This window comes from Saccharopolyspora sp. MMCC62 (assembly GCF_057736575.1).
Map to the genome: position 1 here is coordinate 325,965 of NZ_JBYKCM010000001.1, position 21,864 is coordinate 347,828.

At 73.3% G+C, this 21,864-nt stretch carries 20 protein-coding genes and 1 tRNA gene; 5 read left to right on the forward strand and 16 right to left on the reverse strand.

Annotated elements, in window-relative coordinates; genetic code table 11:
* Positions 1 to 44: 44 nt before the first annotated feature.
* Positions 45 to 440: a hypothetical protein gene (locus AC29IT_RS01515; protein ID WP_488217555.1), complete on the forward strand. Its 396-nt coding sequence runs from the start codon at positions 45 to 47 to the stop codon at positions 438 to 440.
* A gap of 18 nt (positions 441 to 458) precedes the next feature.
* Here AC29IT_RS01515 and AC29IT_RS01520 read toward each other — a convergent pair whose 3' ends face one another.
* A complete protein-coding gene (locus AC29IT_RS01520; protein WP_488217556.1) occupies positions 459 to 791 on the reverse strand; it encodes a plasmid stabilization protein in 333 nt (110 codons plus the stop codon).
* A gap of 173 nt (positions 792 to 964) precedes the next feature.
* Between AC29IT_RS01520 and AC29IT_RS01525 the strand changes: the two genes are divergently transcribed.
* Positions 965 to 1,942: a DUF5914 domain-containing protein gene (locus tag AC29IT_RS01525; RefSeq protein WP_488217557.1), complete on the forward strand. Its 978-nt coding sequence runs from the start codon at positions 965 to 967 to the stop codon at positions 1,940 to 1,942.
* Between the two features lie 146 nt (positions 1,943 to 2,088).
* Here the strand turns inward: AC29IT_RS01525 and AC29IT_RS01530 are convergent, their stop codons facing one another.
* A complete protein-coding gene (locus tag AC29IT_RS01530) occupies positions 2,089 to 2,937 on the reverse strand; it encodes a helix-turn-helix transcriptional regulator (RefSeq protein WP_358446794.1) in 849 nt (282 codons plus the stop codon).
* Positions 2,938 to 3,022: 85 nt separating this feature from the next.
* Here AC29IT_RS01530 and AC29IT_RS01535 point away from each other — a divergent pair, with 85 nt between their 5' ends.
* The gene (locus AC29IT_RS01535) at positions 3,023 to 3,799 is read left to right on the forward strand and encodes an SDR family NAD(P)-dependent oxidoreductase (protein ID WP_488217558.1); all 777 of its coding nucleotides are present in this window, start codon (positions 3,023 to 3,025) and stop codon (positions 3,797 to 3,799) included.
* Positions 3,800 to 4,161: 362 nt separating this feature from the next.
* Here AC29IT_RS01535 and AC29IT_RS01540 read toward each other — a convergent pair whose 3' ends face one another.
* The 6 genes from AC29IT_RS01540 to AC29IT_RS01565 form a co-directional block, all read right to left on the reverse strand.
* On the reverse strand, positions 4,162 to 5,679 hold the full coding sequence (locus tag AC29IT_RS01540) for an FAD-dependent oxidoreductase (protein WP_488217559.1): 1,518 nt from the start codon (positions 5,677 to 5,679) through the stop codon (positions 4,162 to 4,164).
* Positions 5,672 to 6,376 (reverse strand): class I SAM-dependent methyltransferase, encoded by a 705-nt coding sequence (locus AC29IT_RS01545; protein ID WP_358443548.1) that lies wholly within the window; start codon positions 6,374 to 6,376, stop codon positions 5,672 to 5,674. Before AC29IT_RS01545 ends, AC29IT_RS01540 begins: the two co-directional genes overlap by 8 nt.
* Entirely contained in the window at positions 6,373 to 7,353 is a 981-nt protein-coding gene (locus AC29IT_RS01550) for a phytoene/squalene synthase family protein (protein ID WP_488217905.1), read from the reverse strand. The genes AC29IT_RS01545 and AC29IT_RS01550 overlap by 4 nt, the downstream gene beginning before the upstream one ends.
* A gap of 85 nt (positions 7,354 to 7,438) precedes the next feature.
* Positions 7,439 to 8,095: a fasciclin domain-containing protein gene (locus AC29IT_RS01555; protein ID WP_358443550.1), complete on the reverse strand. Its 657-nt coding sequence runs from the start codon at positions 8,093 to 8,095 to the stop codon at positions 7,439 to 7,441.
* 122 nt (positions 8,096 to 8,217) lie between these two features.
* Positions 8,218 to 9,813 carry a molybdopterin-dependent oxidoreductase gene (locus AC29IT_RS01560; RefSeq protein WP_488217560.1) on the reverse strand — a complete coding sequence of 532 codons (1,596 nt, stop codon included), beginning with the start codon at positions 9,811 to 9,813 and terminating at the stop codon, positions 8,218 to 8,220.
* A gap of 42 nt (positions 9,814 to 9,855) precedes the next feature.
* Positions 9,856 to 10,497, reverse strand: a complete 642-nt coding sequence (locus tag AC29IT_RS01565; RefSeq protein WP_488217561.1) for a hypothetical protein — start codon at positions 10,495 to 10,497, stop codon at positions 9,856 to 9,858.
* Between the two features lie 333 nt (positions 10,498 to 10,830).
* Here AC29IT_RS01565 and AC29IT_RS01570 point away from each other — a divergent pair, with 333 nt between their 5' ends.
* Complete coding sequence (locus AC29IT_RS01570) at positions 10,831 to 11,295, forward strand: PPOX class F420-dependent oxidoreductase (protein WP_358443558.1); 465 nt, start codon at positions 10,831 to 10,833, stop codon at positions 11,293 to 11,295.
* A gap of 167 nt (positions 11,296 to 11,462) precedes the next feature.
* Here the strand turns inward: AC29IT_RS01570 and AC29IT_RS01575 are convergent, their stop codons facing one another.
* From AC29IT_RS01575 to AC29IT_RS01610, 8 genes are all read right to left on the reverse strand, one after another.
* Complete coding sequence (locus AC29IT_RS01575) at positions 11,463 to 13,988, reverse strand: ATP-dependent Clp protease ATP-binding subunit (protein ID WP_488217562.1); 2,526 nt, start codon at positions 13,986 to 13,988, stop codon at positions 11,463 to 11,465.
* Positions 13,989 to 14,109: 121 nt separating this feature from the next.
* Positions 14,110 to 15,012, reverse strand: coding sequence for a non-homologous end-joining DNA ligase (gene ligD, locus AC29IT_RS01580; RefSeq protein WP_488217563.1), 903 nt, complete (start codon positions 15,010 to 15,012; stop codon positions 14,110 to 14,112).
* Positions 15,013 to 15,026: 14 nt separating this feature from the next.
* Positions 15,027 to 15,968 carry a non-homologous end joining protein Ku gene (gene ku, locus AC29IT_RS01585; protein WP_358443566.1) on the reverse strand — a complete coding sequence of 314 codons (942 nt, stop codon included), beginning with the start codon at positions 15,966 to 15,968 and terminating at the stop codon, positions 15,027 to 15,029.
* Positions 15,969 to 16,055: 87 nt separating this feature from the next.
* The gene (gene selB, locus AC29IT_RS01590; RefSeq protein ID WP_488217564.1) at positions 16,056 to 17,813 is read right to left on the reverse strand and encodes a selenocysteine-specific translation elongation factor; all 1,758 of its coding nucleotides are present in this window, start codon (positions 17,811 to 17,813) and stop codon (positions 16,056 to 16,058) included.
* Positions 17,804 to 19,099 carry an L-seryl-tRNA(Sec) selenium transferase gene (selA, locus tag AC29IT_RS01595; RefSeq protein WP_488217565.1) on the reverse strand — a complete coding sequence of 432 codons (1,296 nt, stop codon included), beginning with the start codon at positions 19,097 to 19,099 and terminating at the stop codon, positions 17,804 to 17,806. The genes selB and selA overlap by 10 nt, the downstream gene beginning before the upstream one ends.
* A 230-nt stretch (positions 19,100 to 19,329) precedes the next feature.
* A complete protein-coding gene (locus AC29IT_RS01600; RefSeq protein ID WP_358443575.1) occupies positions 19,330 to 19,725 on the reverse strand; it encodes a DUF5313 family protein in 396 nt (131 codons plus the stop codon).
* A gap of 67 nt (positions 19,726 to 19,792) precedes the next feature.
* A tRNA-Sec gene (locus AC29IT_RS01605) sits at positions 19,793 to 19,885 on the reverse strand.
* A gap of 18 nt (positions 19,886 to 19,903) precedes the next feature.
* Entirely contained in the window at positions 19,904 to 20,566 is a 663-nt protein-coding gene (locus AC29IT_RS01610; protein WP_358443577.1) for a TetR/AcrR family transcriptional regulator, read from the reverse strand.
* Between the two features lie 106 nt (positions 20,567 to 20,672).
* Here AC29IT_RS01610 and AC29IT_RS01615 point away from each other — a divergent pair, with 106 nt between their 5' ends.
* Positions 20,673 to 21,845, forward strand: coding sequence for an acyl-CoA dehydrogenase family protein (locus AC29IT_RS01615; protein WP_488217566.1), 1,173 nt, complete (start codon positions 20,673 to 20,675; stop codon positions 21,843 to 21,845).
* Positions 21,846 to 21,864: the final 19 nt, after the last annotated feature.

Below are 21,864 nucleotides of genomic sequence, written 5' to 3' on the forward strand. Positions count from 1 at the left end.
AGCGGCGGGTGTCCGCACGTGATCGGCCGGGGGGACGGGAACCGATGAGCAGAGGCGACGCCGCCGAGGGCGGCCGGGGCCGAGCGTCGCGGCGATCGCGCGCGGCGGTGGACGACGCGGTCCGCGCGCGCGAGGAGATGGGTGCCGCCGTGGACGGCGCCGACCGGGCGGTCGAGCCCGCGTCGATCCCCGACGCCCGCGCCGAACCCGGTGGACAAGCGCTGTCCGAGCGGGACGCGCTGCTCGACGTGGCCGTCCGCGGTCACCGACTGGCGCTGCTGCTCGACGGGCTCGCCCGCCGCCACGCCACGCCCGGCACCGCGCGGCCCGCCGACGCGCACGTGGCGCTCGACCAAGCCGCCGCGGCCGCCGAGGACCTCGGCAACTGCGTCCAAGCCGCGGCCGCCGCGATCGCCGAACAGCACGATGCGGAGCGGTGAGGCGGAACCGCGACCACCTCAGCCGCGCGCCAGCGCTTTCTCCAGCTCGGCCTTGTTCATCTTGGACCGTCCGTCGACGCCCGCCCGGCGCGCGTCCTCGTAGAGCTGCGCCTTGGTGCGGCCGAGCGGACCGGTGCTGTTGCCGGAACGCAGCCCGCCGCGGCGCTGCGGGGAGATGTCGTGCACGGAGGTGGCGCTGCGCTGCTTCGCCTGGCCTTCCTGCGCCCGGTTCTTGTTCACCGTGCGGGCGGCGATCTCCTCGGCTCGCCCCTCGCTGCTGCCACGCCGTTCGGCGCCGCGCTTGATGTGCTCGTACTGGCGTTCCTGCTTGCGGTTCGCTCCGGCGGGCATGGTGTTCCTCCTCCGGCGAGGCGGTGTTCCGGTTCAGCCCTACCCGCGGGGCCGCGGTGGTACACCCGCGGGAGAGGGCTGAATTCCCTTGCGCGTTCGACGGAATCCGCGTTGCGGCGCGGGTCCGCGCAGGTGCTCGCGGCTACGCTGCCCGCTGACGAACGGGGGTGCGCATGGGAGGACCGGGAGCGAGGTTCCCGCTGCGCCGGATCCGCGCGCCGCGCTGGGCGGAGCAGCCGGGCACGTGGCGGCAGGCCCGGCCGGAGCTGATCGCGGCCGCGCTGCGGCGTGCGCAGGACCGGCCGTCCGGGAACTGGTACGTGCTGGCCGCAGGCCGGGAGATCTCCGCCGCGCGGCCGTTCGGCCGCACCGTCGCCGGTGTCGAGCTGGTGGCGTGGCGCGACGGTTCCGGGGCGCTGCACGCCGGCCCCGGGGCGTGCCCGCACCTGGGCGCCCCGCTGCGGGAGGCGCGGCTGCACGACGGCCGGCTGGTGTGCCGCTGGCACGGCATGTGCCTGGGGGAGGGGACCGCGGGCTGGCGCACCTTCCCGGTGCACGACGACGGCGTCCTCGCCTGGGTCCGCCTCGACGCGGTCGGCGGCGAAGCACCGCTGGACGCGCCCGTGCTGCCGGCCAGGCCACCGCTCGCGGGCAGCGTCGACGCGGTGGCCACCGCGGTCGGCGTGTGCGAACCGCGCGACGTGATCGCGAACCGGCTCGACCCGTGGCACGGCTCGTGGTTCCACCCGTACTCGTTCGCGAACCTGGAAGTGCTGCGCGAACCCGACCCGGAGCGCGACGAGTTCGAGGTGGCCGTGTCGTTCCGGCTCGCCGGGGGAGTGGGGGTGCCGGTGCGCGCGACGTTCACCGCCCCCGAACCGCGCACCGTCGTGATGCACATCGTCGAGGGGGAAGGGGAGGGCAGCGTCGTCGAAACGCACGCGACCCCGTTGGGCCGCAACTCGGCCGGTCGCCCGACGACGGCCGTGATCGAGGCGGTCGTGGCGCACTCCACGCGGCCCGGGTTCCGGTTGGCCCGCGCCGCCGCGGGCGGGTTGCGGCCGGTGGTGCGGTGGGCGGCGCTGCGGTTGTGGAAGGACGACCTGGCCTACGCCCAGCGCCGCTACGACCTCCGCTCCCGCGGGTCGTGAGCGGGGTGGGGCGGCGGAAGCTCGGCGAGGTCCTCGCTGCGGGATCGTCGTCACCGCTGGCTCCGCCGCAGGAGGAAGCGCCGTCCGCGCGAGGATCCCGCTGAGGAACCCGCGGGCGGTCCCGCCGCTCGCGCTGCTCCGCCGGATCAGTGGCCGGTCGGGGTGAAGTGCTCGGTGCCCAGGACGTCCAGGAGGGCCAGGGCGTCGGCGCCCGGGGAGCCCGGGGGCGCGGTGTAGAGGACCAGGTGCTGGTCCCGGTCGGTGAGGGCCAGCGCGTCGCAGTCGACGGTGACCTCGCCGACGACGGGGTGCCGGAAGGTCTTGGTGAGCACCGGCGCGGGCTGCACGTCGTGCCTGGCCCAGAGCCGCGCGAACTCGGAGCTGCCGCGGTGGAGCTCGTCCACCAGCTCGCCGATCGCCGCGTCCGCGGGGTAGCGGGCGACGGCGGTCCGCAGCTCCATGACCACGTGGTGCTGGAACTCGGTCGCGTCGGAGATCCCGTACGGTGCGGCCGAGGCGGGGTCGAGGAACGCCCGCCGCGCGAGGTTGCGCTCTGCAGGCTCGACCCTCGCGAAGTCCTCCATGAGCGCGGCCGCCAGCGGGTTCCACGCCAGGACCTCGAACGCGGTGGAGAGGACGATGCCCGCCGTCCGCGGCAGCCGTTCGAGCAGCGCGAGGATGCTGGGCCGCACGTCGCGCCGGTGCAGCCGGGTGCCGCTGGGGGCGGTGCCCGCGAGGACGTGCAGGTGGTCGGCCTCCGCGTCGGTGAGCCGGAGCGCGCCGGCGATCCCGGCGAGGACCTCGGCCGACGGGCGAGGTGCGCGGCCCTGCTCCAGCCGGACGTAGTACTCGGTGGAGATGTGCGCGAGGACCGCGGCCTCCTCGCGCCGGAGTCCCGGTGTCCGGCGGCGCGGTCCGGACGGGAGCCCGACGTCCTCCGGCCGGATCCGCTCGCGGCGGCTGCGGAGGAACGCGCCCAGCTCCTGCTTGTCCATACCTCGAGTCTGCACGTCGCGCCGCCGCTGATCCTGGTACCGGCTGTACCTGAATCCGGTCCGCGGGCCGCGCTGGTATTGCGGCATGACCAACGACAACGCATCCCTCGGCCTGCTCAGCGGCAAGGTCGTGCTCATCACCGGCGCGAGCCGCGGCATCGGCGCCGCGGCAGGCCACCTCTTCGCCGCGGAGGGCGCCGCCGTCGTGCTGGCGTCCCGCGGCACCGAAGCCCTGGAGAAGATCGTCGCCGAGATCCGCGCCGACGGCGGGATCGCCGACGCGGTCGCCCTGGACCTGGCCGATCCGACGAGCATCCGGGCGGCGGTGGACCGCGCCGCACAGCTGCACGGCCGCCTCGACGGCGCGTTCAACAACGGCGCGGCCATCCAGCGGCCCGGCCCGCTCGACACCACCAGCGACCAGGACGTCCAGCAGCAGTTCGAGGTGAACTTCCGGGCGCACTGGATCGCGATGAACGCGGAGGCGGAGCTCATGCGGCGGGGTGGGGGAGGGGCGATCGTGAACACCTCCAGCATCGGCAGCCGCCGCGCGAATCCGGCGCTGCCCGCCTACGGCGCGATGAAGCGCGCGCTCAATAGCATCACCGAGACGGCGGCGGTGAGCTGGGCGCGGGACGGCATCCGCGTCAACGGCATCACCCCGGGCGGCACCGCCACCGAGATGATCGATGCCTGGGAAGCGGCGACGCCCGGGGTGATCGAGCACGTGACGGCCTCGACCCCGCTGGGGCGGATGGCGGAACCGCGCGAGATCGCGGAGGTGGCCGGCTGGCTGCTCAGCGACCGGGCCTCGATGGTCTCCGGCGCCAGCGTCCCCGTCGACGGTGCCGGCGGCGCCTGACCCGTCAGCCCCCAAGATCTTCGGCCGGGCACACCCGCCCGTCCGAAGCATTCTTTAAGCACAATGTCTTCAGTGTCAACTGAAATCAATGCTCGAACACCAAAAACCAACACCCGCACAGGACCACCGGAAGCCAAGCCGTCAGCCCGGGAACCACACCGAACGCCTTCCGCTCGTCAGCGGCGAAGCCGATGAGCAGCGACCACGCACGCAACCGGCACCGCCGCGGGTTCTCAGCGCTTTCCTCGCGAGGACAGCGTTTTCTCCTGTGGCGGAGCCACCGGTGAAAACGATCCCGCAGCGAGGAAAGCGCTGAGGTTCCGCCACCGGCTCCCCGAGCAACAGGAGTGGAAGGAGAAGCCTCAGGCGTAGCCGGAGGCAACCCGGAGCAGGGGGGAGCGTCCGGTTGTCGGCACCGTCCACACGTCGTGCCCGCGCAGCCCCCACTGCCGCAGCAGCCGGTTCGCCGCGAGCATCCCGCTGGTCGCGGCCCGTTCCATCAGCGCCACCGGCAGGTCGACGCGCACGTGGTCACCGGCCAGCACCAGTCCGAGTTCCGGGGTGGTGATCGCGGGGCGCTGCGCGAATCCGCCGGGCGGGAACAGCGGGCAGTCCGCGCGGAGCTCGTGGCGTTCGTCGACGATGCCGGCCGCGGCGGTCTCCGGGTAGACCCGGTGCAGTTCGTCGAGCACCCGGGGCCGCATCCCGTCGACGGTCGCGTCGGGCGGCAGGGCGTAGCAGTGCACTTCGACGACGGAGCCGCCGTGCGCGCGCGTCCACCGGGCGGCGTCCCGCTCGTAACGCTCCAGCACGCTGATGTTGTCGACCGGTCCGAAGCCGCTGGTGCCGAGGAACGCGTGCCGGTCGGCGCGCACCGGCCGGTCCAGCCAGAACCGGGAGACCAGGAACGGCGGTGCGCTGCGCAGCTCTCCGATCCGGTCCCGCCACCCGCGGTGCGCGAGTTCGGGGGAGGCGTCGAGGATGCGCTGCGCCCCGCCGAGTTCGGTGGCGAGCACCACGGCGTCGGCGGGCACGGGTTCGCCGTCGACGGGGTGCGCGGTCAGTTCGCGCGGGCCGCGGTGCGAGATCTCCGCGACTTCGGTGCCGAGCCGGAACCGCACGCCGCGTTCTTCGAGGTGGGCGCGCAGCGGTTCCCAGAGGGCGGTGGGGAAGGAGTCGGCGGCCACGTCGAACAGCAGTCCTTCGCTGGAGCCGAGGAAGTACAGGTGGAACATCAGCGCGAGTTCGGCTGCGGAGAGTTCGGTGGGCGGGGCGAAGAAGCTGCGGGAGAACACCTCGAACGCCAGGTGCCGCGCGGCGGGCGGGAATCCGATGTGGCGCAGGTAGTCGGCGGCGTTGGTGCCGTCCAGCCGGGCGTAGACGCCGGGCACTCGCACGTCGGCGAGGGTCGCTGCGGCGCGCAGGTTCATGGCGGGCACGTCGCGCCAGTGGAAGGTGGGGCTGCGGGCGACGAAGCCGAGCGCGTTCCACGGTGGTGTTCGGGGCAGTCCGGCGAAGGTGTCGGTGCTGCCGTCCGAGCTCAGCAGGGGGTATTCGGGGATCGGCACGAGCCCGCGGAGGTCGGGGTCGGCGCGGCGCAGCAGGCGGCGCAGGTTGTAGTACTGGCGGAAGAAGGCGTGGAAGCCGCGGTTCATGGCGACCGCGGACCCGTCGGTGAGGGTGGTGTCCCAGCCGCCGACGCGGCCGCCGAGGTGCTGTTCGCGTTCCAGCAGCTGCACGTGGATACCGCGGTCGGCGAGGCAGGCGGCGGCGGCGAGTCCGGCGATGCCGCCGCCGATGACGGCGGCGCGGGGTGCGGGGCCGCGGAGCCGTTCGGCGCCGGGGTGCGCGGGGTGGCGGACGGCGCGCGGGTCACGCAACGGGTCTCCTCCCGAGGAAGGTGTGGGTGAGGGTGCGCTGCCACCCGGCGGTGTGTTCGACGTGCACGCCGGTGAAGCCGGTGCGGCGCATTCGGGCGGCGAGTTCTGGCGGGGAGTCGAAGTCGAGGGCGCTGCGCCACAGGTAGCGGTAGAGCGCGGTGTCGCCGGTGACCCACCGTCCGGCGGGGATGATCACGGTCCAGCACACGGCGTGCCACAGCAGCCGGTCGGCGCGGCGGTGGGGCAGCGAGTAGTCGTGCACGGCCAGGGGTGCTCCGGGGCGGAGCAGGTCGTGCAGCAGGTGGAGTCCGGCGTCCGGGTCGGGGAGGTTGCGCAGCAGGTAGGCGGCGAGGATGCCGTCGAAGGGGCCGTGCACGCCGGCGGCGGTGAGGTGGCGGGCGTCGGCGTGGACGAAGCGGACGGTGGTGGGCCAGGTCTTCTCGCGGGCGCGGGCGAGCATGCGGGCGGAGCCGTCGACGGCGGTGATGGTGGCGGCGGGCAGGGCTTGGTGCAGGGCGCGGGTGGAGGCGCCGGTGCCGCAGCCGAGGTCGAGCAGGTGCAGGCCGCGCCCGTCGCCGGGGAGGTGGAGGTGCCGGGCGGCGCGGTGCAGGTCGCGGTGGTAGCCGGGGTTGGCGGCGACGAGCGCGTCGTAGTCGCGGCCGCCGTGGTCGAAGAGGCTGGTGACCTGGGGTGTCATCGGCGGCGCCGGAGGGCTCGGGTGGTGAGGGCGCCGAGCAGCCGGGGTGCGGCGACGCCGAGTCGCCGGTGGGTGGGCACGGCGAGGCGGTGGGCGAAGACCTGGTATCCGGATTCGACGATGAGGTCGAGGATTTCGCCGTAGAGCAGGTGCGCGGTGCGCACGCAGGGGCGGGCGGCGGGGTGCAGGAGGGCGATGCCGGGTTCGGCGTCGCGGTAGAGGGCGCGGGTGCGGGCGACCTGGTCGCTGAGGGCGCGGCGGACGGGTGGGTCGGGTCGTCCGGTGCGGCGGCACCAGTGCAGCCGGTCGGTGTCGACGCCGAAGGCGGCGAGTTCGTCGGCGGGGAGGTAGACGCGGCCGCGGTCGAGGTCTTCGCCGACGTCGCGGAGGAAGTTGGTGAGCTGGAAGGCGAATCCGAGGGCGGCGGCGTGGGGTGCGGCGTGTTCGCGGGGTCCGGTGGTGCCGAGGACGGGGAGGACTTGGAGGCCGATGACGCCTGCGGAGCCGTGGACGTAGTCGTCGAGCGCGGCGCGGGTGGGGTATTCGGCGATGCGCAGGTCCATGCGCATGGAGCGCATGAAGTCGGTGAACAGGCCGGTGGGGAGCCGGTAGCGGTGCGCGGTGTCGGCGACGGCGGCGAGTGCGGGGTGTTCGGTGTCGCCGTGGTGCAGGGCGCGGTGGAGGGCGGCGTCGAGGTGGTGGAGTTCGCGTTCGCGGGTGTCGGTGGGGGTGGTGGTGTCGTCGACGATGTCGTCGGCCCAGCGGGCGAAGCCGTAGAGGGCGTGCACGGCGGGCCGGTCGGCGGCGGGGAGGAGCCGGGTGGCGAGGAAGTAGGTGCGGCCGTGGTGGGCGTTGAGGGCGCGGCAGCGGTGGTAGGCGGTGCGGAGCGCGGGGTCGTGGATGCCTGCGGCGTCGAGTTCGCGCCGCGCCGTGGGTGAGGTTTCTCGGGCGGGGCGCCGGTGTTCCCGGTTCGGCACGTCCACGGTGGAGATCGAAGCACACGGGGTGCGGGCGGCGCTCGTCAGCGCCGCCCGCACGTGGGCCGGGCCACCCCGGTGGGTGTCATTCGCCGGGCATGAGGACCTTGTCGACGACGAAGACGGTGGCGTTGGCGGTGGGGACGTTGCCGCACAGCACGGAGGCGCCGTTGATCTTGAGGTTGTCGCCGCTTCCTTCGACGGTGAGTTCGTCGCCTTGGGCGGTGGGGAGCTTGCCGGCTTGGGCGATGCCGTCGGCGTCCATGCGCTGGGGGACGACGTGGTAGGTGAGCAGGTCGGTGAGCTGCTGCTTCTGGGCGGGGTCGGTGAGCATGGCGTTGAGGGTGTCGGCGGGGATGGCGTCGAAGGCGGGGTCGGCGGGGGCGAAGACGGTGTAGTTCGCGTCGCCCTTGTTGAGGGTGTCGCCGAGTCCGGCGGCCTGGACGGCGGCGGTGAGCTTGGTGAGCAGGGGGTTGTTGCTCGCGGCGGTGCCGACCGGGTCGTCGATCATGCCCTGGACGGAGCCGGGGTCGTTGGGGTCGGTGGGGACCTGGGAGCAGCCGGGGCCGAAGACGTCGTCGGCGGTGGTGACGCCGTCGGCGGCGGGGGCCGGCGCGGGTGCGGGTGCGGGCGGCTGGGCGGCGGGGGCGTCGTCCTGCTGGCCTTGTCCGCAGGCGGTGAGGGCGAGGGCGAGGGCGGCGGTGGTGCCGGTGATCGCAGCGGCGTGGCGGCGGATCGTCATGGGGGAGTGTTCCTCTCGGGTTTCGCCCGGGGCGCTTTCGGTTGTTGTCGTGGTGTGTTCGGTGCGGAGGTGGTTCTGGACGGGTCGGATCGGTGGTTTTTTTCCGGAATGTGCGGCTGGGGTCAGCGGGCGGTGCAGAAGACGGAGTGCCAGCCGGTGGCGCCGTCGGGGAGGACGGGTGCGCGGCGGGGGGTTTGGGTGGTGCCGTTGTGGTCGGTGGCGCGGCATTCGATGGTGTGGCCGCCGGGTGGGAGGTCGAGTTCGCAGCGCCACATGCGCCAGGTGTTGGGGTTGACCTCTGTGGACAGTCGGGCGGTGTGCCAGGGTCCGCCGTCGGCGCGGACTTCGACGCGTTCGATGCCGATGGGTTGGGCCCATGCGGTGCCGGCGATGGTGGTGCGTCCGGCGGGGATGCGGCCGAATCCGCCGGGGGTGTCGATGCGGGATTGGATCTTGATGGGGGCGAGGCGTCCCCAGCCGCGCCGGATCCAGTAGGCCTGTTGGTCGAAGGTGGTGAGTTCGAGGTCGGTGAGCCATTTGGTGGCGGAGACGTAGCCGTAGAGGCCGGGGGTGACCATGCGGACGGGGAATCCGTGGGCGGCGGGGAGGGGTTCGCCGTTCATGCCGTAGGCGAGCAGGGCGCCGCGGTCGGGTTCGAGGAGCACGTCGACGGGGGTTCCGGCGGTGAAGCCGTCGGTGCTGGTGCTGAAGACCTGCTCGGCGCCGGGTCGGATTCCGGCGGCGAGGAGGACGTCGCGGATGGGGACGCCGGTGAATTCGGCGGTGGAGGTGTAGGGGCCGCCGATTTCGTTGGAGACGCAGGTCATGGTGATGGTGCGGGTGGTCTGGGGGAAGCGGCGCAGTGCGGTGAAGTCGAGGTCGAGTTCGCGGTCGACCATGCCGTGGACGCGCAGTCGCCAGTCGGTGAGGTCGATGCGGGGGATGCTCAGCGCGGTGTCGACTCGGTAGAAGTCGTCGTTGGGGGTGATGAAGGTGGGTGTGCCTGCGTCGGCGAAGTCGGTGCCGGGGGTGGGTGTGCTGGCGGGTGGGAGGGTGCGGGCGATGGTGCGGCGGGCGGTTTCGGTGTCGCGGCCGCCGGAGAGGAGTGCGCCGGTGGTGGCGGTGAGTCCTGCGGTGGCGGTGATGGCGGCGGAGGTGGCGAGGAAGCGGCGCCGGTCGGGGTGGGTGGTGCCGGGCAGGAGTGCGGGGTCGAGTGGTTCTTCGAGGGTGTCGTGCGGGTCGTGGGTGGGTGGCGGTGGTGGGGTCGTGGTGGTGGGTGCGGTGCGGTGCAGGGCGCGGAAGGCGGCGATGCCGGCGAGGGTGGCGGTGAGTGGGGCGAGGATGCCTGCGGTGCCGGTGTCGGGGCGGGTGAGCACGGCGGCGGTGCCGAGGAGTCCGGCGGCGGTGATGAGGGCGGTGCCGGGGAGGGGGGCGCGGCGGGAGAGGAGTCCTGCGGTGGCGGCGAGGGCGGTGAGCACGAGGGCCATGCCGGTGAGCAGGGCGAGTTTGTCGGCTTGGCCGAAGGTGGTGATGGCGAAGTGCTTGACGGGTTCGGGGGTGCGGTCGATGGCGGCGTTGCCGACGGCGAGGAAGGGGGAGGCGCGGGGTTCGATGAGGGCGGCGACGAGGTGTCCGGTGCCGAGGGCGGTGGCGGTGGCGGCGAGGCCGCACCAGGTGGCGGCGGCCGGGGTGATCCGGTGTGGGTGGGCGGGGTGCACGTGACCGGTTCGTAGCGGCGGGGTGGGGGGATTGGTGCTGGTTCAGGGGAGTTGGGCTTCGCGGACGGCTTCGTCGAGGCTGTCGAGGAGGACGACGCCGAGGGTGTTGGCGATGGTGCCGGTGCTGAGTTCGGTGCGCAGCCGGGTGGTGAGGTGGCGGATGCGGCGGGGGTCGGGGTGGGTGGTGCGGGTGGCGTCGAAGAGTTGTCGGGCGGTGCGGTGGACGAGTTCGTCTTCGCCGTAGCGGGCGTGGACGGTGGGGAGGGCGAGCAGGCAGACGCGGGCGACGCGGGCGATGCCGTGGAGGGAGTCGCGGGGGACGGTGGTGGGTTCGGTGGCGGGGCGCGGGTGGATGACGTGGGGTGTGGGTGGTGGTGCGGTGAGCACGGTGGTGCCGGTGCGTTGCCAGGTGTGCAGGTCGCCGTCGTGTTCGCTGACGCAGATGAGTCCGGTGCCGGTGAGGCCGGCGCGGAGGGGGAGTCCGTCGGCGTGTTCGTGGCCGGTGGCGACGAGTTGGTGGTGGCGCAGGGCGTCGATGGCGGCGGCGAGTTCGTGGTGCTCGGGTGGTGGGGTGAGGGTGTGGGCGTGCGGGCTGTGCAGGAAGGCGGCGACCTCGGGGCGGAAGTGGTCTTCGGCGTAGAGGTAGCGCAGGAATTCGCGTGCGACCGCGTCGGTTCTGGGCAAGGTCGTCCCCCGGTTCCGCGGGCCGGTGGGAGGTGCGGCGCGCGTGCGGTGCGGGTGGCCGGTGGCCGTGTCCGCTGGTGTCCCCGGTTCGGCGGCGGGTGGTGCCCCCTGCACCGTGCGGCCGGTGTTCCCGGCCGGGGCCGCCGTGGGTGAGGCTACGGGGCGCCGCGCGCAGATCGCAGGGTCTTTCGTCACTCACATGGCGCGTGTGATCGGTGGAAACACCTGTGTGGGCGGCATTATCGTCACGGGGTTCGTGGTGGTGCGGGGTGTGTGTCGGGGTGCTGGGGTAGGTTTTCGCCCGGACAGTTCAGTCGGGCCGGAAGGATCGCCGTGGCTCCCAGCATCGCTACCAATGATCGGGTCGAGCTCCCGGAGCTGCTCGAGTTCCTGCGTCCGCGGCATCGTGCGCTGCTGGTGACGGAGCGGGCGTCGGGTCGTCCGCAGATCTCGCCGGTGACGTGCGGGGTGGACGGGCAGGGGCGGATCGTGGTGTCGACGTATCCGGAGCGGGCGAAGGCGGTGAACGTCCGCCGGTCGGGGCGGGTGTCGGTGTGTGTGCTCTCGGACGAGTTCAACGGCCCGTGGGTGCAGGTGGACGGGTCGGCGGAGGTGGTGGATCCGCCGGAGAGCGTGGAGCCGCTGGTGGAGTACTTCCGGTGCATTTCGGGGGAGCATCCGGATTGGGACGAGTACCGGGAGGCGATGCGCGAGCAGGGCAAGTCGCTGATCCGGGTGTCGATCGAGTCGTGGGGTCCGATCGCCACGGGTGGTTTCCCGGCGCGGCTGGTGGAGTGAGCCGCTGCTGGTGTGAGTGACGCCCAGGGCTTGCTGGGGGTCCAAGCCCTGGGCGTCCTTCGCCGCACGAGGGGGAGGTGCGGCGGCGATCACCAGCGTAACTCACCGGAGCCGATTAGTCACCCTCCGTGCCGATGTTTTCGGTTGCCTCCGCCTTCGGGTGGTGGTCAGGAGGTTCCGGCGCCGGTTTCGAGGGCGGGCCTGATCTCGAAGGTCAGCTGGTCGCCGGAGGTGTCGACTTCGACGCGCTGGCCTTCGCCGAGCCTGCCTTCCAGCAGCAGTTCGGACAGGGAGTCGTCGACTTCGCGCTGGATGGTGCGCCGCAGCGGGCGGGCGCCGTAGTCGGGCTGGTGGCCGTGTTCGGTGATCCAGTCGACGGCGGCGTTGCTGAAGTCCACTTCGATGTCCTGGGTGCCGAGGCGTTCGCGGGTGTCGCCGAGCAGCAGTTCGGTGATGCGGTGCAGCTGGTCGGTTTCGAGCCTGCGGAACACGACGACTTCGTCGATGCGGTTGAGGAATTCGGGGCGGAACGCGTCGCGGAGGCGGGCCATGAGCCGGTCGCGGGCGGGTTCGTCGGCTCGTTCCTGGTCGCGGCTGGAGAAGCCGAGGACTCCGGAGCGCTGCGAGATGATGTCGGACCCGAGGTTGCTGGTCATGATCAGCACGGTGTTGCTGAAGTCGACGGTGCGGCCCTGCCCGTCGGTGAGCCGCCCGTCGTCGAGGACTTGCAGCAGGGTGTTGAACACGTCGGGGTGGGCCTTCTCGATCTCGTCGAGCAGGATCACCGAGTAGGGGCGGCGCCGCACCGCTTCGGTGAGCTGGCCGGCTTCGCCGTAGCCGACGTAGCCGGGTGGGGAGCCGACCATGCGGCTGGCGGTGTGGGCTTCTTGGAATTCGCTCATGTCCAGGCGCACCATGCGGTCCTGGTCGCCGAAGAGGGATTCGGCCAGGGCGCGGGCGAGTTCGGTCTTGCCGACGCCGGTGGGGCCGAGGAACAGGAAGGTGCCGACGGGCCGGTTCGGGTCGCCCATGCCGGTGCGGGAGCGGCGGACGGCGCGGGCGATGGCGTGCACGGCTTCGTCCTGGCCGACGACGCGCTTGTGCAGCTGGTCTTCGAGGTTGAGCAGCCGGGTCTTCTCCTGCTCGGTGAGCTGGGTGGCGGGGATGCCGGTGGCGCGGGAGACGACGTCGGCGATCTCCTCGCGGCCGACGACGGGGATGTCGCCTTCGCCTTGGCGTTGGGAGCGGATGCGGTCGCGGACCGAGCCGAGTTCGTCGCGCAGGTTCGCGGCGCGCTCGTAGTCCTCCTCGGCGATGGCCTGGGCTTTGTCGCGGGCCAGTTCGTCGTAGTGCTGTTCGAGTTCGCGCAGGTCGGTGTCGGGGGTGCCGGTGCGCAGCCGTTTGCGGGCGCCTGCCTGGTCGATGAGGTCGATGGCCTTGTCGGGCAGGAACCGGTCGGTGATGTAGCGGTCGGCGAGTTCGGCGGCGGCGCGGATGGCGTCGTCGTGGAACCGGACCTGGTGGTGGGCTTCGTAGCGGTCGCGGAGGCCGCAGAGGATCCGCTGGGTGTCGGCGACGCTGGGTTCGTCGACGGTGATGGGCTGGAAGCGGCGTTCCAGCGCGGCGTCCTTCTCGATGTTGGTGCGGTATTCGTCGAGGGTGGTGGCGCCGACGACGTGCAGTTCGCCGCGGGCGAGCTTGGGTTTGAGCATGTTGCCCGCGTCGACGGCGCCGTCGGATCCGCCTGCGCCGACGACGGTGTGCAGCTCGTCGATGAAGATGATCAGCTGGTCGCGGTGCCTGCTGATCTCGTCGAGGAGCTTGTTCATGCGCTCTTCGAAGTCGCCACGGTAGCGGGTGCCCGCGACGACGCCCGCGAGGTCGAGCTGGACGACGCGCTTGTCCTTGAGCACGTCGGGGACCTGGCCGTCGACGACGCGCTGGGCGAGTCCTTCGACGACGGAGGTCTTGCCGACGCCTGCTTCGCCGATGAGCACCGGGTTGTTCTTGGTGCGGCGGGAGAGCACTTCGATGGTCTGCTCGATCTCGTCGTCGCGGCCGATGACGGGGTCGAGGCCGCCGTCGCGGGCCTTGGCGGTGAGGTCTTGGCCGAACTGTTCGAGGGTGGGGGTGCTGCTGCTGGTCTCTGCGGTGTCGGGCCTGGGATGAGCGGTGTCGGTGGGGCCGGTCTGCAGCGATTCGAGGGTGACGTGGGCTGCGGCGAGCAACCTCCCGGCTTGGGAGTCGGGGTTGGCGGCCAGGGCCAGCAGCAGGTGGTCGGGGCCGATGTAGGAGGCGCCGACGGCGCGGGCGATCTGGTGCGATTCGAGCAGGGTGCGCTTGGCGGCGGGGGTGAGCGCCGGGGGTTGTTCGACGGCGTCGCCGCCGGGCAGCTGCTGTTCGATGCGCTGCGCCAGCGAGTCGGGGTCGGCGCCCGCGCGCTCCAGCATGGCCCGGGTGGTCTCGGAGCGGGTCGCGGCCCACAGCAGGTGGTGGGTGTCGAGGTCGCGGCCGCCGTGTTCGACGGCGAGGCGGGCGGCGGCGGCCACGAGGTCTTGGGCGTGCCTGCTCATCAGGCGGGTGAGGTCGACTCGTTGCGGCTGGTTCGGGCCGTCGCCACCGGAGAGGTAGCGGGCCAGGAAGTCGTCGAACGGGCTCGAACCGAACCCTCCGGTGCCGAAGAAGCCGGTCATGGTCACCTCTCTCGTGCCGTGAAACTCCTCGTTGTCTTCCCGCGGGTCTGCTCGGCTCAAACACGCCCGTCCCGCGGCGGGATTCCGCCGGGTGCGCCATCCCACAGGCGTCCGGTGGGGTTCATAGCGGGTGCGGGTCGGTGTGCAGGTCGGCGAGGAGGTCGCCGTGGCGTTCGACCCGGTCGAGGACGTCGTCGGCGGTGAAGCGCAGCTGTTCGGGTTCGCGGCAGGCGTGCACCTCGTCCCAGGTGAGGGGGGTGGAGGCGGTGGGCCGGGCGCGGGCGCGCAGCGAGTAGGGGGCGACGGTGGTCTTGGCGGGGTTGTTCTGGCTCCAGTCGAGGAAGACCTTGCCGGTGCGGGCGGCGCGGTCCATCTTCGCCAGCAGCGCGTCGGGATGTTCGGCGGCGAGTTGCCGGGCGAGCCGCTTGGCGTAGGCGGAGGTGCGGTCGGAGCGGTCGGTGCGCACCGGGCAGTACAGCTGCATCCCCTTGGCGCCGCTGGTCTTCGGGTAGGTGCGCAGCCCGTCGGCGCGCAGCCGCTCGTGCAGGAGTTCGGCGGCGCGGCAGCACTCGACGATGGTGGCGGGCGGTCCGGGGTCGAGGTCGAACACGAGCAGGTCGGGGGTGTGGCGGGTGTCGTGTTCGCCGACGGTCCACTGCGGCACGTGCAGTTCGAGTGCGGCGAGGTTCGCGGTCCACACCAGGGTGGGCAGGGAGTCGATGAGCACGTGGTGGTTGACGGCGCGGCCGGTGCCGTCGGCACCGCTGACGAGGCGGGCGGTGGGCACCCAGTCGGGGGCGTGGCGGGAGACGTTCTTCTCGTAGAACGAGCCGGCGTCGACGCCGTCGGGGTAGCGGATGAGGGTGGTGGCGCGGTCGCGCAGGTGCGGCAGCAGCACGGGGGAGATGCGCCGGTAGTAGTCGATGACGTCGCCCTTGCGGTACCCGCAGGCCGGGTAGAGGACCTTGTCCAGGTTGGACAGGGTGAGTTCGCGGTCCTGGACCCGCACGGTCACTCGTCCCACGGTGGCGGTCCCGGTCAGGACGCGGCGCGCGAGCCGTGGGTGGCGTCGCGGACGGCGTCTTCGAGTGCGGCGCGGTTCATCTTGGAGCGGCCGCGGATGCCGAGTTCCTTGGCGCGCTTGTCGAGGTCGCCCTTGGTGAGGTCGCCCAGCTCGTCTGCGCGCGCGCCGCCGCGTCCGCGGGTGCCGCGGGCTTGTTCGACGCTGCGGCGCAGCGCGTCGGTGAGGTCGATGACGCCGCTGTCGGTGGCGGGCTCGGCCTCGGCGGCGGGTTCGACGCCGCGGGCCTTGTCGGCGAGCAGTCGTTCGACGCGGTCGGTGTAGGTGTCCTCGTAGTCCTCGGGGTGCCATGCGCCGGTCATGGACTCGATGACGGTCTCGGCCATCTCGATCTCCTTGTCGGAGGGCGCGGTGCCCGCGGTGTCGTCGATGATCTCGCCGGGGTCGCGGATCTCGTCGGCGAAGAACAGCGTGTTGAGGGCGAGTGCGGTGTCGTCGGCGCGCACGGCGGTGAGGTACTCCTTGCCGCGCAGCACGAAGGTGGCGATGCCGACCTGGTTGGTCTGCTCCATGGCGCGGCGCAGCAGGTCGTAGGGCCGGTGGTTCTCCTTGGCGTTGGGGGCCAGCCAGTAGGTGCGCTGGAAGTACACCGGGTCGATCTCGTCGAGGTCGACGAAGGAGGTGATGTCGATGGTGCGGGAGCGGCCGGGGGCGATCTCGTCGAGCTCGTCCTGGTCGACGGTGATCAGGGCGCCGTCGACTTCGCGGCCCTTCACGATTTCGCCGTAGTCGACCTCGTCGCCGGTGCGTTCGTTGACGCGCTTGTAGCGGACGCGGTCGGTGGTGCCGCGTTGGTACTGGTGGAAGGAGGGGCTGTGGTCCTCGGTGGCGGCGTAGAGGCCGACCGGGATGGTCACCAGGCCGAAGTTGATCGAACCGGTCCAGATCTTGCGCGCCATGACGTGCCTCCCTCGCTGCCGGGCGACCCGGCCCGCCACGTCTCCCACGATGCGCCGCGGTCGGGCTGATCGCACGGAGCCGCGGGGTCAGCGCAGCCGGTGGGTGCCGTCGGGGAGGCGTTCGGTGCGGCGGTCGCGGGCGAGCAGTTCCAGCAGGGGCAGGGCGACGCGGCGGGTGGTGCGCAGGGCGCGGCGCGCCTCGGCGGGGGTGAACGGTTGGGGGAGGGTGGCGAGGACGTCGAGGGCGCGGTGGTCGGCGCCTGCGGAGAGCACCACGCCGGGGGCCAGGCGCAGCAGTTCGCCTGCGCGGGCGGCGGCGGCCAGGGCGGCCGGTCCGAGGCCGAGGTCGTGGAGTTCGGCGGCGGTGGGCGCGGTGAACGGGTCGGCGTGCAGCGCGGTGCGCAGGGCGCGCAGCGCGGCGGCGATTTCGGGGGGCCACGGTGCGGGGCCCAGGTGCAGCCTGCCGTCGCCGCGGTGCACGTCGCGGGCGGCGGGGGTGTGCAGGACCGGTTCGAGCAGGGCGGGGTCGGGCAGGTGCAGGGCGCGGCGGGCGGCTTCGAGGCTGAGGCCCGCGTCGAGGGGGTGCTGGTCGCGGTGGTCGTGCAGCAGGTGCACGAGGTGTTCGGCGAGGGTGTCGCGGTGGGCGGGGTCGAGCAGCCAGCCGTGGGCGGTGGGTGCGTCGGCGGGTGGTTCGGCGCCCATGGCGCGCAGTTCGTCGCGGCGGACCAGCTTGCGGCGCCGCAGTTCGCCGGTGCCGTCGGGGGTGGTGGGCAGGGTGTCGAGTTCGCGGGCGCGGTCGCGGGCCGCGCCGCGGCGGCGCAGCGGTGGGGGGCGCACGTCGAGCAGGTCGGCGCCGTGGATGTGGTGGCCTCCGGGGTCGCGCAGCAGGATCCGGTCGCCGATGCGCACCGGCAGCGGTGCGCGGAGGGCGAGGCGGGCGGTGCGGGGGCCGAGCGGGCGGATGCGGGCGGGTACGGCGGCGGAGCCGAGGTGCAGCACGAGGTGCCGGGGCAGGTCGACGGGGTCGGTGTCCGGCAGGCGCACGTCGAGCAGGTCGCTGCCGAGTCCGCTGTGCGGGGTGAGCAGGGCGTGCCCGCGGCGCACCTGGTCGAGGGGGATGCCGCGCAGGTTCACGGCGACGCGGGCGGTGGCGGTGATCCGGCTGCGGGGTTCGCCGAGGGTGTGCAGTCCGCGCACCGCGACGTCGCGTCCGCCGGGGTGCAGCAGCAGCCGGTCGCCGGTGCGCAGGGCGCCTGCGGTGAGGGTGCCGGTGACGATGGTGCCTGCGCCGCGGAGGGTGAAGGCCCGGTCGATCCACAGCCGCACCGGGGTGGTGGTGTCGGGGGTGGGCAGCGAGTCGGTGAGCGCGGCCAGCGCGGTGCGCAGGGCGGCCAGGCCGGTGCCGGTGCGGCCGCTGACGTGCACGGCCGGTGGGGTGCCGAGCGCGGTGCCGGCGAGGTGCTCGCGCGCCTGGGTTTCGGCGGTGCTGGGGTCGGCGAGGTCGGTGCGGGTGATGGCCAGCAGGGCGTGGCGGACGCCGAGGGCGTGCAGCGCGGCGAGGTGTTCGCCGGATTGCGGTCGCCAGCCTTCGTCGGCGGCGACGACGAACAGCACCGCGGGTGCGGATCCGGCGCCGGCGAGCATGGTGGGCACGAACCGTTCGTGGCCGGGGACGTCGACGAACGCGAGGGTCCGCGCGCCGAGGGTGGTCCAGGCGAAGCCGAGGTCGATGGTCATGCCGCGGTCGCGTTCCTGCACCAGCCGGTCGGGTTCCATGCCGGTGAGCAGCCGCAGCAGCGTGGTCTTGCCGTGGTCGACGTGCCCGGCGGTCGCGATCACGTGCATCCGGTGGCCGCCGTGGTGGTCTCGACGAGCAGGTCGTCGTCGGCAGGGGCGATGGCGAGCAGGTCGAGCAGGCAGCGGTCCTGTTCGACGCGGGCGAGCACCGGGGTGGGGGCGGTGCGCAGGGCGGTGGCGCACCGGGCGGGCAGGGTGATCGCGGCGCTGGGCAGGTCGACGCCGGGTGCGCCGCCGCCGCCGACGGTGCCGGTGCTGCGGCAGGTGTCCGCGTCGATGCCGTGCGCGCGCAGGGCGGCGGCGATGCGGTGGGCGCGGGCGAGCAGCTCGTCCTGGGTGCGGTCGAGGGCGCGGGCGGTGGGGGTGGCGGGTCCGCGGACGGTGGCTTCGAGGGCGGCGAGGGTGAGCTTGTCGACGCGCAGCGCGCGGGCCAGCGGGTGCCGCCGCAGCCGGGTGATCAGGTCGGTGGTGCCCAGCAGCAGTCCGGCTTGGGGGCCGCCGAGGAGTTTGTCGCCGCTGGCGGTGACCAGGTCGGCCCCGGCGGCGAGGGTGCGTTGCGCGTCCGGTTCGGTGGGCAGCCGGGGGTGGGCGTGCAGCAGCCCGGATCCGATGTCGGTGACCACCGGCACCGGCAGCGCGTGCAGGTCGGCGACGGGGACCTGGGAGGTGAAGCCGGTGATGCGGAAGTTCGACGGGTGCACTTTGAGCACGAACCCGGTGTCGGGGCCGATCGCGTCCCGGTAGTCGTCGAGGTGGACGCGGTTGGTGGTGCCGACTTCCCGCAGCCGCGCGCCGGTGGCGGTGAGCAGATCGGGGATGCGGAACCCGTCGCCGATTTCGACGAGCTCTCCGCGGGCGAGCACGATCTCGCGGCCGGCGGCGAGCGCGGTGGCCGCCAGGGCGAGTGCGGCGGCCCCGTTGTTGACCACGTGCGCGTCCTCGGCGGCGGGCACCGCGGCCAGCAGGGCGTCGCGGGTGCTGCGGCCGCGGGGTCCGCGGGCGCCGGTCGCGAGGTCGAGTTCGACGTCGGTGGTGCCCGCGGCGGCGCGGACGGCCTCGAGCGCGGCGTCGGAGAGCGGGGCGCGGCCGAGGTTGGTGTGCAGCAGCACCCCGCTGGCGTTGAGGACGCGCCGCATCCGGCAGGCGGTGTCGGGCAGCGCGGCGCGGGCGGCGGCGGTGACCTGCTCGGGTGGCAGGTGCCCGAGGCGGGCCTGCTGCTGGGCGTCGCGGACCGCTTGGCGCACCACGTCGCGGCCGAGCCGGTCGGCGGCGCTGCTCAGCAGCGGGTCGTCGAGGACCTGGTCCGTGGCGGGGATCCGGCGCCGCAAGTCCATGAACCGCAGCCTAGGAGCAGCGCTTCGGGGGCGCTCGACTTCTGTCGCGTGGGGGCGGAACCTCAGCGTCCTCGTCGCTGCGGGATCGTTTTCACCGGTGGCTCCGCCACAAGCGACAACGCCGTCCTCGCGAGACACCGCTGAGAACCCGCTGCGGTGCCGGGTGCTCGGGTGGTCGACGGCTCAGCGGCTGCGCCGCTGACGGGAGAACCGCTGGATCGCGGGAAGTGTCAGGGTTGTTCGCCGCGCCAGGTGGCTCGGTAGCGGGCTGCGGCTTCGGCGTCCATGCGGGAGCGGACGGCGGAGCCGTGGCCGGGCGGGAAGCCGTGCCGGGCCAGTCGCGCGTCGACGCTCTCCACCGAACTGGTCAGCACGATCCGCAGCACCACCAGCACCCCGAGCAGCACCGAGCCCAGCGCGATCGGCCAGGAACCACCGGCCCACCACAGCACCGCGAAGACCAGCGCGATCAGCGGCAGCACGTGCAGCAGGCCGCGCACGCACACCCGCAGCACCCACGTCGAGCAGGTCGCGTCCCGCAGCACCCACTCCCGGTAGGCGGCGGGCAGCGTGCCGCCGTACTGGTAGTACAGCCACCGCAGAGGGCCGGGACGCTCGATCGCCACGACGGGGATCCTAGTCGCCGCCGTGGCCGCGCCCGGTCGGTGCCGGGCCGGCGCGGGCCTGGTGCGGCGGAGGCGGACGGGAATCGAACCCGCCTGACCGAGGTGCTCGGCCACGTCGGTGTTGAAGACCGCGGGGGCCACCAGGCGCCCTGACGCCTCCTCTGCCGCGCGCCCGAACCTACGCCGGGTCCGGGTCGCGCGCGGGACGGCGGCGGTCCGGGGTGGACAGGTAGGCGAGGCCCATCTCGGCGAGCTCGTCGGCGTAGCGGTGCAGGGCCTGCTCGTCGGCGGGCCGGTCGGGGCGCACCGAGTTGTGGAAGCAGGCGCCCAGCAGTGCGCGTGCCACGGCGTCGAGGGCGGCGCGCGGGTCGTCGCGGCGGATCTCGGCGGTGTGCGGGGCGGCGGCGTCCAGCAGCAGCCGGTGCACCTCGGTGATGGTGCGGGCACCCCGGTCGAGGACGTCGATCTCGCCGGTGCGCAGCAGGTAGGGGAACAGCGAGCGGGTCGAGGTGAACGAGCGCAGCAGCGCCTCGGTGTAGGCGTGCAGCACGCCCGGCAGGGTCGGTTCGGCGGTGCGCAGCGCTTCGGCGAGGTCGGCTTCGCGCTGGTGCAGCATCCGGTCGGTGAGGGCGGCCAGCAGCTGGTCCTTGCCGTCGAAGCGGCGGTAGATGGAGCCGACGGAGACTCCGGCGCGCTCGGCGACGCCGCTGACCGTGAGCTGTTCGAGGCCGATGTCGAAGGCGAGTTCCTCGGCGGCTTCCAGCACGCGCGCCAGGGTGGCGGCGCTGCGGGCCTGGAGGGGTTGCCGGTAGTGCGCCCGGGGGTCCGGCTCGTCGGTCATGGCCGCATCGTATCGGCGCTGATCGGCGGGTTCGTACTTGACGAGCGGGGCCCGCACCCCGCTATATTCGAGAACGAGAATTCGCGTTCGCATTTGGAGGGCCGCCATGCCGACATCCCAGGACGAGGGCACCGCGCTGCTGCACGCCATCCGGCAGCAGCGCCCCCGGCTCGCCGCAGGCGGCTTCACCGCCGACCGCGACCACGCCGACCCCGCGGGCAACCTCGCGCTGCTCGCCGACCTCGGCGCCGCCCGGCTCGCGCTGCCCGCCGAGCACGGCGGCCTCTGGGACGGCACCGAACGCGGCGGCTGGGGCACCCTCATCCGCGCCGTCCGCGAGATCAGCGCGGGCGACGGGCCCACCGGGCAGAACTGGCTGACCACCGCCCTGGTCTCCCGCGAGCTGTTCGGCCCCGGCAACGGCCTGCCCGCCGACACCCGCGCCGAGCTGGCCCGGCGGGTGCTGCACGACGGGCTGCGGTTCGTCTCCTCCGTCGCCGAAACCGGCACCACCGGCAAGGTCACCGCCCGCCGCGTCGACGGCGGAATCGCGGTCACCGGCACCAAGACCTTCAACTCCAACAGCGGCGGCGGGGGTGTCGCGGTGGTGCGCTGCCTGCTCGACGGCGCCCCGCACCAAGCGCTCGTCGACCTCGACGACCCGCGGATCGAGACCCGCGACGACTGGGACAACATGGGCCAGCGCGGCACCCGCAGCCGCACCCTCACCTACCGGGACGTCGTCGCCCCCGACGGGCGCCACCGGCCCGCGGCCACCGAACCGTCCCCGACGTTCCTCGGCGGAGTCATGCTGCTGCACGCCGCACTGCTGCAGGGCATCGGCGAAGGCGCCCTCGACGCGCTACTCGGGCACGCCCGCACCATGACCCGCGCCTCGCTGCCCCGCTTCGACGGGCCCGCCGACGACCCGCTGGTGCTGCGCCGCATCGGTGCCACCTCCAGCAGGCTCGCCGCCTCCCGCGCCCTGCTGCACACCGCCGCCGACCGGCTCGAAACCGGTGCCGACGACCCCGACGAGATCGCCGTGGACTGCTTCCGCGCCAAGGTCACCGCCGTCGAGTCCTCCCTCGACGCCGCCGCCGAGATCCACGAGATCACCGGCGCCCGCAGCACCTCCAACACCCACGGCTACGACCGGTTCTGGCGCAACGCCCGCACCTTCGCCTCCCACGACCCCGTCGACGCCAAGAACGTCTACATCGGACGCCACGAGCTCACCGGCACCGTCCCCGACCTGTCCACCGTCGTCCGGTTCTGACCGCGCCGCGACGGTGGGT